The 11,865-nt window shown below is 72.3% G+C and carries 8 protein-coding genes; 6 read left to right on the top strand and 2 right to left on the bottom strand.

Annotated features, from left to right (window positions below; all coding sequences use genetic code 11):
- The first annotated feature begins 23 nt into the window (after positions 1-23).
- Positions 24-800, top strand: a complete 777-nt coding sequence (locus ACFQTY_RS09640) for a PspA/IM30 family protein (protein ID WP_378099784.1) — start codon at positions 24-26, stop codon at positions 798-800.
- A gap of 74 nt (positions 801-874) precedes the next feature.
- On the opposite strand, the gene ACFQTY_RS09635 is transcribed toward ACFQTY_RS09640, so the two are convergent.
- Positions 875-1,660 carry a type 1 glutamine amidotransferase gene (locus ACFQTY_RS09635; protein ID WP_378099782.1) on the bottom strand — a complete coding sequence of 262 codons (786 nt, stop codon included), beginning with the start codon at positions 1,658-1,660 and terminating at the stop codon, positions 875-877.
- Positions 1,661-1,831: 171 nt separating this feature from the next.
- On the opposite strand from ACFQTY_RS09635, the gene ACFQTY_RS09630 reads away from it, so the two are divergent.
- The 5 genes from ACFQTY_RS09630 to ACFQTY_RS09610 all read left to right on the top strand — a co-directional run bounded on the left by ACFQTY_RS09630 (position 1,832) and on the right by ACFQTY_RS09610 (position 5,821).
- On the top strand, positions 1,832-2,557 hold the full coding sequence (locus ACFQTY_RS09630) for a response regulator transcription factor (RefSeq protein ID WP_378099780.1): 726 nt from the start codon (positions 1,832-1,834) through the stop codon (positions 2,555-2,557).
- Entirely contained in the window at positions 2,554-4,179 is a 1,626-nt protein-coding gene (locus ACFQTY_RS09625; RefSeq protein WP_378099778.1) for a sensor histidine kinase, read from the top strand. The genes ACFQTY_RS09630 and ACFQTY_RS09625 overlap by 4 nt, the downstream gene beginning before the upstream one ends.
- Positions 4,180-4,222: 43 nt before the next feature.
- Positions 4,223-5,017: a hypothetical protein gene (locus ACFQTY_RS09620; protein ID WP_378099776.1), complete on the top strand. Its 795-nt coding sequence runs from the start codon at positions 4,223-4,225 to the stop codon at positions 5,015-5,017.
- 155 nt (positions 5,018-5,172) lie between these two features.
- Positions 5,173-5,466, top strand: a complete 294-nt coding sequence (locus ACFQTY_RS09615; RefSeq protein WP_291764015.1) for a WXG100 family type VII secretion target — start codon at positions 5,173-5,175, stop codon at positions 5,464-5,466.
- 67 nt (positions 5,467-5,533) lie between these two features.
- Entirely contained in the window at positions 5,534-5,821 is a 288-nt protein-coding gene (locus tag ACFQTY_RS09610; protein ID WP_378099773.1) for a DUF4031 domain-containing protein, read from the top strand.
- Between the two features lie 31 nt (positions 5,822-5,852).
- Here ACFQTY_RS09610 and pulA read toward each other — a convergent pair whose 3' ends face one another.
- Positions 5,853-11,717, bottom strand: coding sequence for a pullulanase-type alpha-1,6-glucosidase (gene pulA, locus ACFQTY_RS09605; protein ID WP_378099771.1), 5,865 nt, complete (start codon positions 11,715-11,717; stop codon positions 5,853-5,855).
- Between the last annotated feature and the right edge of the window lie 148 nt (positions 11,718-11,865).

The raw sequence follows: 11,865 nt of genomic DNA, 5'->3' as shown, positions 1-11,865 counted from the left end.
GGACTCGACAGGAAGGCACGCGCATGACGGAGAAGCAGTCCATCTTCGGGCGGATCGCCCAGCTGGCGAAGGCGAACATCAACGCCCTGATCGACCAGGCGGAGGACCCGCAGAAGATGCTGGACCAGCTGGTCCGGGACTACACCAACGAGATCGCCGAGGCGGAGAAGGCGATCGCGCAGACCATCGGCAACCTCCGCCTGGCGGAGCAGGACTACAACGCCGACGTCGCGGCGGCCACCGACTGGGGCCGCAAGGCGGTCGCGGCCTCGAGCCGCGCAGACCAGTACCGCGCCGCCGGTGACGCGGCGAACGCCGACAAGTTCGACGCGCTCGCCAAGGTCGCCATCGGCCGGCAGATCACCGCCGAGAACGAGGTCAAGGAGGCCGAGCCGCTGCTCGCCTCGCAGCGCGACTCGGTGGACAAGCTGAAGACCGGCCTGGCGATGATGAAGGACAAGCTGGGCCAGCTGAGGTCCCGCCGCGACACGCTTGTCGCGCGGCAGAAGTCGGCGCAGGCGCAGCGTCAGGTGCAGGAGGCGATCGGCTCGATCAACGTCCTCGACCCGACCAGCGAGCTCGCCCGGTTCGAGGACCGGGTGCGGCACGAGGAGGCCTATGCGCAGGGGCAGGCGGAGCTCGCCGCCACCTCGTTGGACGCGCAGTTCGCCGAGCTCGAGTCGTCGGACTCGCAGATCGAGGTCGAGGCCCGCCTCGCCGCGCTGAAGGCGGGCGCCGAGCCCGCCCAGCTGCCGGCGACGCAGGTCACGCCGCAGATCGCCGCGGGGCCGCAGTCCTGAACCTGGTCGCGCACGCATGACGAAGGGCCCTCGGCACGCGCCGGGGGCCCTTCCTCGTGACGGGAGCGGTCGGATCAGGCCGGGACGAAGGAGCCCTCGTCGGCCCGCGCGCTGACCAGGGCCACGAGCCGCTCGGCGATGCCGCGGCTGAAGGCCGTCAGCGCCTCGTCCTGACCGGCCCACCCGGCCAGCACCGCGTCGGCGTCGTGGCCGGCCGTCACCGCCCACTCCCGCAGCGTCTCCTGCGAGGTCTCCGGGTGGAACTGCAGACCCCAGGCCGACCCGATCCGGAACGCGTGGTACGGGTACATCGCCGACGAGCCGAGCCACACGCCGCCGCGCGGCAGCTCCACCACCGCGTCGTCGTGCATCGCCGGCTGCGGCGTGAGCCGCCGGGCCTGCCACGGCTGCAGCAGCGGTCCGACGAGCGCGTCGGACTCCGCCTCCGGACGCCACCGGACGTTGACCACGCCGGCCTCGGGCCCGGGAGGGGCGGCCACCTGCACGCGGCCGCCGCGGGCGACGGCCAGGAGCTGGGCACCGAGGCAGATCGCCAGCGTGGGGACGCCGGTCGCGCTGGTCTCTGCGAGCAGGTCGCGCACGGCTGGCAGCCACGGCGCCCGCTCGTCGTCGTACACCGACAGCTCGGCGCCGAGCACCAGGAGGCCGTGCCCCACCTCGGCGGGGGTCGGCACCGGCTCGCCGAGGTCCGCACGCACCAGCTGCACGTCGACGTCACCGAGCCACTCGGCGAACCGGTCGAGACCGCAGCTCGGGGAGCTCTGCAGCACGGTCAGGCGCGCGCGGGGCGCGCCGATCGGGTCGAGGCGGTCGCCGGCCTCGATCTGGACAGTCGTCATGGAGCAGAAAGGTACAGGGCGACGCCGTGCGCCACGCCGCGCGCGCCCGCATCGATGTTATCGCTCACACGCGCGGACCACGGGCCGGGCCCCGCCACGACACCGCCCGGGCCTTCCGCGCGCGCAGGTGACGTCCAGCGCACTCCCAGACAGCAGTCGCACACTGGGTGGATGAACGCTGCGTCCGGTGCGCCCGAGGCTCGGCTGCTCGTCGTCGACGACGAGCCCAACATCCGTGAGCTGCTCGCCACGTCCCTGCGCTTCGCCGGTTTCGAGGTGAGCTCGGCGGCGGACGGCAGCTCCGCGCTGCGCCTGGCCAAGGAGGTGCAGCCGGACCTGGTGGTGCTGGACGTGATGCTGCCGGACATGGACGGCTTCACCGTCACCCGACGCCTGCGCGAGAAGGGTCAGCACGTGCCGGTGCTGTTCCTCACGGCGCGCGACGACACGGCCGACAAGGTGCAGGGCCTGACCGTCGGCGGCGACGACTACGTCACCAAGCCGTTCAGCCTCGAGGAGGTCGTCGCCCGCATCCGCGCGGTGCTGCGGCGGACCCAGCGGGTGGACGACGACTCGCAGGTGCTCCGCTACGCGGACCTCGAGCTGGACGACGACTCGCACGAGGTCCGCCGCGCCGGTCAGCTGATCGACCTGTCCCCCACCGAGTTCAAGCTGTTGCGCTACCTGATGCTCAACGCCGGCCGCGTGCTGTCCAAGGCGCAGATCCTCGACCACGTGTGGCAGTACGACTGGGGTGGCGACGCCAACATCGTCGAGTCCTACATCTCCTACCTGCGGCGCAAGGTCGACCAGCTGGACGACGAGCAGGGCCGGCGGCTGCCGCCGCTGATCCACACCAAGCGTGGCGTCGGCTACCTGCTGCGCGAGCAGTCGTGACGGCACTCCGTCTGCCGACGCGGTGGGCGGCGGCCTGGGACCGGGTGCCGCTGCGCGGCCGCCTGGTCGCCGTCGCCACCGTGCTGATCGCCGTCGGCCTGGTGCTGGCGGGGATCACCAGCACCGCCCTGCTGCAGCGCTCGCTGGTCGCGCAGATCGACGACAAGCTGCGCACCGAGGGGAAGGCCCTCGCGAACCAGCGGATCACGGCGCTCGTCAACGGGCTGCACCAGGCCTCCGGGCCGTCGGACTACTACGTGCGCCTGCAGGTGGAGGGCTCGCAGTCCTTCGTCTGGGGGTCGCAGAGCGTGGCGGACGCCTACGGCGAGCCCAACGTGCCGGACCTGACCGTGGCTCAGGCGGCGGCACTGGACGCCCGGCCCTTCACGGTGAAGTCGTCGGTCGCCGGTTCGCACTGGCGGGTGGTGGCCTTCACCACCACCGACGGGACCGGCACCGTTCTGGTGGCGCTGCCGCTCGGCGAGGCACGGGACACCACCAGCACGATGGTCTCGGTGCTGCTGCTGTCCGGCGTCGGCATCGTGCTGCTCGGCGGCCTCGCCGCCGGCTGGGCGGTGCGACGGTCCCTCGCGCCGCTGGGCCGCATCGAGGAGACGGCCGCGGCGATCGCCGCCGGCGACCTGTCCCGCCGCGTGCGCACCGCACCGGAGAGCACCGAGGTGGGTCGCCTCGGCGTCGCGCTGAACGGGATGCTGACGCAGATCGAGGCGGCGTTCGACGCCCGCACCGCCTCCGAGGCCCGGATGCGCCGGTTCGTCGCCGACGCGTCGCACGAGCTGCGCACCCCGCTGGCGACGATCCGCGGCTACGCCGAGCTGTACCGGATGGGCGCCCTGACCGGCGCCGACCAGGTGGACGACACGATGCGCCGCATCGAGGGCTCCGCCACCCGGATGGGCACGCTGGTGGAGGACCTGCTCGCCCTGGCCCGGCTCGACGAGGGACGGCCGATCGCGCACCAGCCGGTGGACCTCACGGTGCTGGCGGCCGACGCGATCAGCGACCTTCGCGCACTGGATCCCGACCGGCCGGCCCGCCTCGCAGCGCTCGACCCGAGCGGCACGGCCGGCGCCACGCTGGTGCTCGGCGACGATGCCCGTCTGCGACAGGTGGTCGCCAACCTGGTCGGCAACGTGGTGCAGCACACGCCCGCCGGCACGCCCGTCGAGATCGCCGTCGGCACCGCCCCTCGCGTCGGCATCATCGAGGTGCGGGACCACGGGCCCGGCATCGACCCGGAGCACGCCGCCCGGGTGTTCGAGCGGTTCTACCGGGTGGACGCCTCGCGCACGCGGGAGTCCGGCGGAGCAGGTCTGGGGATGGCGATCGTCGCGGCCATCGTCTCGGCGCACTCCGGTCAGGTGACGCTCGCACAGACGCCCGGCGGCGGCACGACGGTGCGCGTGGTGCTGCCCGCCGCACCCGCCGGTGCAGCCGCCGACGAGGTCGAGGAGCAGGACGAGGCCGACGTCCCGCCCGTGGCCGAGAACGCCGGCCCAGCCGATCGCGGCGCTGTGACCAGGCACGATGCGCCGGCCACCGAGCCGGCACCCGAGGGCGATCAGGCCGACCAGCCTCGAGAGGCCGCTGACAGGGCCTGAGGCTACGATGACTCGTCCTAGTAACCAGCCGTGAGGTCGATCCATGGGCGTCCATGACGCGCCACAGTGGTTGTTGTCCGCATTCGTCCGCAGTGTCCAGGCAGTCGGCGGTACCGCCGAGGCCGACGAGATCCGCAGGACCGGTGAGGCCCTCCTGGCCAGGTGGACCGCTCCGGAGCGGCACTTCCACAACCTCCGTCACCTGGTGGACGTCATCGCCCGGGTGGACGAGCTGACGGAGGAGACCTACGACCCCGAGGTGGTGCGGCTCGCCGCCTGGTACCACGGGGCGATCTTCGACTCGGCCGAGCGCGCGGCGTACGCCAACCGCGGCGGCGAGGACGAGGTGGCCAGCGCCCGCCTGGCGTACGACGAGCTGACCGCGCTCGGCGTCTCCGCCGAGAAGGCGCAGCGCGTGCACGACCTGGTGGTCCGCCTGGCGCGGCACAACCCGGACCCGGCCGACCCGGACAGCGCCGTCCTGTGCGACGCCGACCTGGCGATGCTGGCCACCGAGCCGCAGAAGTACCGCGCCTACCTCGAGGACCTGCGCGCCGAGTACGCCCACGTCCCGTTGGACAAGTTCCTCGCGGCCCGCGAGCACATCCTGCGCAAGCTCCTGGGCCGTCCGCGCCTGTTCGTCAGCCCGCTGTCCGAGCGCTGGGAGGAGCCGGCCCGGCAGAACCTGACCGCCGAGCTCGCCCGCGTGGAGAAGGAGCTCGCGAAGCTCGCTGCCGGGTCCGCCGGGACCGCGAGCGGGGCGACGGCTGCCGGGAACGGCGCAGGGACCTCCGCGTCGGGGAGCCCGGCGCCGTCGACGACGAGCACGCCCGCCTGAGTCCGACCTCATCCGTCCCCAGCCCGGCACGCGTCCGTGAGGTCGGGTGCCGGCGCCGTTCCACAGCCGTGCGTCCCTGTGGGATCCCTAGCGTCGGCCGCGCCCCGTCGTCGAGAGCTGCCCGCCCGGCAGCCCGGCGGGGCACGGGAGGTCCGATGAGTCGTTACGAGGTCGATGCAGCCGAGCTGGCGCGCGCAGCCGGTGGTGTCCAGGCACGGGTCGCCTCCATCCAGGCGGAGGTCGCGGCGATGAACCGCCAGCTGACCGAGCTGCAGGCCGGGTGGCGCGGTGCCGCTGCCGGCGCCTTCGCCGGTCTGGTCGCCGACTGGTCCGCCACGCAGGGCAAGGTGGAGCAGTCCCTCACCCAGATCAGCGCGGCGATGACCAGCGCGTCGCGCACCTATGCCGACGCGGAGGCCGCGGCGTCCCGGCTGTTCGCAGCGGGCTGACCAGGCCGTCCGCCCGGTCGAGGTGCCGCGCGGGAGTCCGACTGACGAGGCGGTTACCCTCGGCGGGATGACCGTCCTCGTCGACCCGCCTGCCTGGCCCCGGCACGGCACCGTGTGGTGCCACCTGGTGAGCGACGAGTCGTACGACGAGCTGCACGAGTTCGCGCAGCGCGCCGGCCTGCCGACCCGGGCGTTCGACCTGGATCACTACGACGTGCCGCAGCACCGGTACGAGGAGCTGGTGGCCCTCGGCGCCCAGGCGGTCGACGGGCACCAGCTGATCCGCCGGCTGATCGCCTCCGGTCTCCGGGTACCCGCCCGGGACCGGAGGCGATCAGCGCACCGGCACGGCTGACGTCGCGCGGCTCACTGCGTGCTTCGGTCGGTCAGCCGCGGGACCACGACCACAGCCATGACCACGGCTCGCCCCACGACCAGGAGCCGCCCGACGACGAGGGACCGCCCGACGACCACGGCCCGGCCGACCACCAAGCACCGCCCCACGGTCCGGTCCACGGCGCACCGTGCTGCTTCTGCTCCAGCACCACCACCGTCCGCGGCGGCACGGTGACCGTCCCCGTCGCGCTGTCCCACCGGGTCGTCTTCACCACGGGGTCGGACCCGTGCGCCTGGGCCTTCGACAGCGTCAGCGCGTGGCCGGTGAGCCCGGCGAGGTGCTCGCTGACCGAGGTGGTGCTCGCGTTGAACACGACCAGCACGCCGTCGCGGGCCTTGTCGACATCGGCACCGCGGGTGTCGTCGATCCACATCGCGATCACGCCGGGGTCCGTCGTCGGGAAGCTGACCTTCTGCTCGATCGCGGCGGCGTCGTCCAGCCGGAACAGCGGGCTGGACGCCTTGATGGTCAGCAGCGTCTGCGCCTGGGCGGTGGCGGCCGCCATGTCGGCCGCGGACGGCTTCAGCGCCGGGTCGGCGAGCAGCGGCGCCATCACCGGCCACTGGCCGGAGTTCTTCGCCGCCGGCGGCAGGCCGGAGCCCCACGTAGAGCTGGTGCCGGTCCAGTCGATCCGGTTGAACCAGTCGCCCGAGTCGTAGCTGTCGTTGTCCATCGACTTGCTGCGCAGCAGGTCGGTGCCGGCCAGCCACATCACCCGGCTCTGCGAGAGGGTCGCCGCGGCGAGCGAGAGCGTCTGCATCCGCACCCGGTCGGCCATCGTGGTCGCCTTCGGCAGCTTGAGCGCCAGCGCGTCGTACAGCGTCTGGTTGTCGTGCGCGTCGACGTAGTTGACCACCTCGTCCGGCTGGTCGGCGTAGCCGGCCGGCTGCCCGTTGTAGTCGATCTGGTCACCACGCTTCACGGTGCCGTCCGACGCGGTGAAGGTGAACGCCCGCAGGTTGCCGGCGAGGCCCACCTTGATCAGGTCCTCGGCATGGGCGAGTGCGGCCGCCTGCTGGGCGGGCGTGCCGTTGACCGCCACGCCGTTCGGGTCGGTGCCGAGCCCGCTGCCGTAGCCCTGCGCCTGCACCGAGGACGAGTCGACCGGGCTGCCGCCGCGGACGGCGTCCCGCAGCCGGTCGTTGAACGTCCCGATCCCGGTCCCACCGAGCTGACCCTGGACCGCCTGCGTGAACAGGGCGTTGTCGGCCACCTCGCCGAAGTTCCAGCCCTCGCCGTAGAGGGCCACCTTCGACCCGTCCACGCCGTCGCGCTTGAGCGTCAGCCTGTCGAGAGCCGCACGCACGTCCTTCATGTTCTGCACCGAGTGGAAGCCCATCAGGTCGAAGCGGAACCCGTCGACCTTGTACTGCTGGGCCCACAGCACCACGCCGTCCACCATCAGCTTGCCGGCCATGGCGTGCTCGGTGGCCACGTTGGAGCAGCACGTGGACGTCTGCACCGCACCCTTGGCGTCGAGCCGCTGGTAGTAGCCCGGCACCACGCGGTCGAGCACGGAGGCGTCCGACTGCCCGCTGGCGGAGGTGTGGTTGTACACCTGGTCGAGCACCACCTGCAGACCGGCCCGGTGCAGGGAGCCGACCATCGAGCGCACCTCCGCGGTGCGCGCCGGACCGTCGGTGCGCACGGCGTAGGAGCCGTCGGGAGCCAGCCAGTGCAGCGGGTCGTAGCCCCAGTTGAAGGCGTCCTTGGCGGCCACGGCCGAGGTGCACGCCTGCTGCTGGTCGGATGCGGGCGGCAGCGAGGCCAGGTCGCACGCCGGCTGCTGCCAGGTGGTCTTGTCCTCGTTGACGGTGGCGAAGTCGAAGACGGGCTGCAGCTGCACGGTGTTCAGACCCGCCTTGGCCAGGTCCTTCAGGTGTGTCATGCCAGCGCTGTCCTCGACGGTGAACGCGTCGTAGGTGCCGCGCAGGCCGGCCGGGACGGTGCCGTCCGTCGCCGAGAAGTCGCGCACGTGCAGCTCGTACGCGGTCCGGGCCGACTCGTTGGGGATCGTCGGCGCCTTGGCCGTCCGCCACACGTCCGGCTGGAGCGCGGGGTCGGACAGGTCGGCGACCACGGACCGGGTCGCGTTGGTGGTGAGCGCCACGGAGTAGGGGTCGGTGACGTCGTTGGTCACCACCCCGTCGGCGGTCGGCACCGTGAGGCTGTACAGGTAGCCGCGGTTCTTCCAGCTGCGGTCACCGGTGACCGTCCACGTGCCGTCGGGCTGCCGGGTGGCGTCCACGACGGTCGGTGTCCCACCTGCCGCAGCGGCGTCCAGCACCACCGAGACGTGCTGGGCGGTCGGTGCCCAGACGGCCAGGCTCGGCACCCCGCGGGCCCACGTCACACCCAGCTTCCGGCTCTGCGCCGAGACCGCGTCGAGGTCGTCCAGGACGCCGGGCACCTGCACCCCGGTGAACGCCGTCAGCGCGCCGGTGGCGTCCTGCTGCACCAGCCGCAGCTGGCCGGTCAGCGCTGTGGCGACCGCCGCACGGTCCGCGCCGACGTGCAGCGCGAGGTACCCGGTCAGGGCGGGGAACCGGTGCAGCTGGTCCGCGGTGAGGCCGCCGGTCACGACGGACAGCGGCAGCGCGGTCCCCGTGCCCGACAGTGCGCCGTCGGTCACGGCCAGGTCGCCGGCCTGCGACGACCGGAGCGTCCACGTCAGCGCAGCCGGGTCTGTCCCGGACGGCACGAGCGCCGGCGGCACCGCCACGGTGCCGGCGTCCACCCACTGCGCCAGCTCCTGCCCGGTGCCGGGCAGCGGCGGACTGCTGTTGACGATCGTGAGCACGTGCGTCGCCGCGGTGTAGGAGAACGTCACCTGCTTGCCGGTGGTCGCGGTGAAGTCGATGTTCGGGCCACCGGGCACGCCGCCGGCGCCGTAGTTCTCCGACCAGCTGAGCCCGACCGCGGCCTTCGCCTGGTAGGACCCGGACGGGATCGCCGACGTGGTGAACGTGTACACGCCGTCACCCTTGAGGTCCTCCAGCCATGACCCCATGCAGTCCGGCGCCCAGTCGCCGGAACACCCGATGGTCGACTGGTACGAGCCGGGTGCGGTGACGATCGGCCCCTGCGCGGTGTTCTGCGCGTAGTGCGTCGTCGCGTCGTAGTAGAAGGTCACCGGCCCGCCGGCGGTGGTGAACGCGATGTTCGCCCCGCCCGGCACGCCGCCGGCGCCGTAGTTCTCGTTCCAGCTGCCGCCGATCGCGATCTTGTACTCGTACGAGCCGGCGGGCAGCGTGAACGTGCCGGCGTACACGCCGTCGGCCCGCTTGGTCAGGGCGATCGCGGAGCAGTCGGGCGCCCAGTCACCGGCGCAGCCCACGGCCGCGTTGAAGCTGCCCGGCACGCTCACCTGCAGCGTGGTCCCCGTGCCGCCCCCGGCGACCACCCCGTCCACCCGGTTGCCCACCGAGGCGTAGGTGGAGGAGGCGACGTGGTCGCCCGCCGCGTCGACGGACACGGCGCGGTACTCCACCAGCGTGCCGGGCGCGAGCCCGGACACGTCGGCGAACACCCGCGGCGCACCGCTCTCCGCCGTACCGAGCCCGGTCCAGGTCCCCGACCCGACCACCCGGTACGCGAAGCTCGTCTCGCCCCACCCGTCGGTCGCGTCGGCCGCCACCGGCGTCAGCCCGGACACCCCGGCACCGGCGCTCGGCACGGACACCGACAGCGTGCGGGACGGCACCGCGGCCACCTGCCGGTCGGCCCGCAGCACCACGGCCGACAGCACCGGGACGGTCAGCGTCACCTTGCCGGACCCGTCGGCCGTCACGCCGGAGCCGCCGCCGTACAGCACGGCGTAGCTCGCGCCCGGCGTCAGGGTGGTGAACGTGACGGTCTGCGTCGACGCGGCGTTGTTCACCGCGACCAGGTTCTCCACCTTCTCGGTGCGGTCCACCCGCGAGAACGCGTACACCCCGGTGCCGTCCTGCGCGTACCGCTCGATCTGCGCACCGTGCGCCAGCGCCGGGTTGCCGGACCGCAGCGCGGACAGCGCGGCGATGTGCTGGTAGAGGGTCGAGGTGGTGTCGTACCGGTCCTTCGACCCGGCCGTCGTCCCGTCGACCAGCGGCTGGTCGGCGTACGACGCGGTCTGCGTCGCGAACATGTCCTGGCGGGCATCCTTGTCACCGCCGGTGCCGGCGAAGCCCTGCTCGTCGCCGTAGTAGACGATCGGCTGGCCGCGGGAGAAGAACATCAGGTCGTTGGCGAGCTCGTCGCGCGCCATCGGGTCGGGCTGCCCGGCGAGGAAGTAGCCGATGCGGCCCATGTCGTGGTTGCCGAGGAACGTCGGGAGCGCATCGGCCGAGGAGTGCGTGGTGGTGTACCGGTCGTCGGACGCGTACAGCGCCTGCAGCGACTTGGCGGACCCGCCCTTGGCGTAGCTGGTCGCGGCCGACTGGAAGGAGAAGTCGAGCACCGAGCTCATCGCCGTGTCCCGCACGTACGGCGCCGTCTTCGCCGAGTCGGCGTCGTACACCTCGCCGAACATGAAGAAGTCCGGCTTGCCGTGCGTGTGGGCGTAGTCGAGCACCGGCTGCGTCCACACCCTCCAGAACTCGAAGTTCACGTGCTTCGCGGTGTCGATGCGGAAGCCGTCGATGCCCAGGTCGATCCAGGACTCGTAGATCTGCTCCATGCCGCTGACGACCTTCGGGTTCTCGGTCATCAGGTCGTCGAGGCCGGAGAAGTCGCCGAGCGTCGTGGACTCGCCGGTGTAGGTCGAGTCACCGCGGTTGTGGTACAGCGTCACGTCGTTCAGCCAGGACGGGGCCTTGACGTTCGCATCGGCCGGCGCGACGACGGGTGTGTACGGGAACGACGTCGCGGCGTCGAAGGTCGGGAAGCTCGGCGAGTTCGCCAGCGCGCCGATGTCCGGGATCACCGTGCCGTCGGCCGCCTTGTACGGCTTGTCCGCCTGGCTGACGTACGTGTACTGGTTCTGGGCGTTCGAGATCACGTCCGCCGTGTGGTTGGTGATGATGTCGAAGTAGACCTTCATGCCCTTGGTGTGCGCGTCGGCGATCAGGGTCTTCATCTCGTCGTTGGTGCCCAGGTGCGGGTCGATCTGCGTGAAGTCCGTCGTCCAGTACCCGTGGTACCCGGCGGAGGCGTCCGCGCCCGTGCCCTGCACCGGCTTGTTCTTGAACGACGGCGTCAGCCAGATCGCCGACGTCCCGAGCCCGTGGATGTAGTCGAGCCTCGAGGTCAGGCCGGCCAGGTCACCACCGTGGTAGAAGCCCTTGTCGGTGGGGTCGAACCCGGACACCAGCCGGTCCGTCCCCAGCCCGGCCGTGTCGTTCGCCGTGCTGCCGTTGGCGAACCGGTCCGTCATCACGAAGTAGTACTGGTTCCCGCTGCCCGCCTCCCGCACCGGGCTCCCGACGAGGCCGTCGTCGGCCGACGTGTACCCCGCCGCCAGGCCGAGCGGCGTCACCGTGACGCGCTGCGTGCTGACGTCGTAGGAGAACCGCAGCTGCTCCGTCCCACCGGTGACCAGCGGGATGTTCGCCGCTCCCCCGTCGAGCCCGACGGCGCCGTCCCAGCCCCGGTCGAACGCGATCTTGTACTCGTACGAGCCGCCCGGCAGCGTGAGGTCCGCCGCGTACACGCCGGCCTTGCTGGTCGGGGCGAGGTCCGTCGCCGCGCAGCTCGGGTCCCAGTCGTTGGCGCAGCCCGCCTCGCTCTGCAGGCTGCCGACCAGGGTCACCACCCCGGGGGCGGCGGCGGCGGGTGCGCCGGGCGTCGCGACCAGCCCGGTGACGGTCAGGGCGGCCGCCGCCAGCAGGGCCAGCAGCGATCGGGACGTGCGGGAGCGTGCGCGAGCAGCAGTCATCGTCGACCTTCTGGTCCAGCACACGTCGGTGTGCGCAGATTCGGACGGATCGCACGGTATCCGGCAGCAAGTCCTTGCAGCAAGAGTCAGCAAGGATTTCAGTGGACACAGCCGTTCCACAGCCCGCACCTGGACAACCGACCAGGAC

It is taken from the genome of Cellulomonas sp. T2.31MG-18 (assembly GCF_964266755.1).
Classification (GTDB): Bacteria; Actinomycetota; Actinomycetes; order Actinomycetales; family Cellulomonadaceae; genus Cellulomonas.
This window is presented reverse-complemented; position numbering and strand designations above follow the sequence as displayed.

Excerpts from the sequence above, each read along its gene's own strand:
- ACFQTY_RS09630 (WP_378099780.1), top strand. The coding sequence starts at position 1,832 with ATGAACGCTGCGTCCGGTGCGCCCGAGGCTCGGCTGCTCGTCGTCGAC.
- ACFQTY_RS09610 (WP_378099773.1), top strand. The coding sequence starts at position 5,534 with ATGACCGTCCTCGTCGACCCGCCTGCCTGGCCCCGGCACGGCACCGTG.
- ACFQTY_RS09620 (WP_378099776.1), top strand. The coding sequence starts at position 4,223 with ATGGGCGTCCATGACGCGCCACAGTGGTTGTTGTCCGCATTCGTCCGC.
- ACFQTY_RS09635 (WP_378099782.1), bottom strand. The coding sequence starts at position 1,660 with ATGACGACTGTCCAGATCGAGGCCGGCGACCGCCTCGACCCGATCGGC.
- ACFQTY_RS09615 (WP_291764015.1), top strand. The coding sequence starts at position 5,173 with ATGAGTCGTTACGAGGTCGATGCAGCCGAGCTGGCGCGCGCAGCCGGT.
- ACFQTY_RS09640 (WP_378099784.1), top strand. The coding sequence starts at position 24 with ATGACGGAGAAGCAGTCCATCTTCGGGCGGATCGCCCAGCTGGCGAAG.
- pulA (WP_378099771.1), bottom strand. The coding sequence starts at position 11,717 with ATGACTGCTGCTCGCGCACGCTCCCGCACGTCCCGATCGCTGCTGGCC.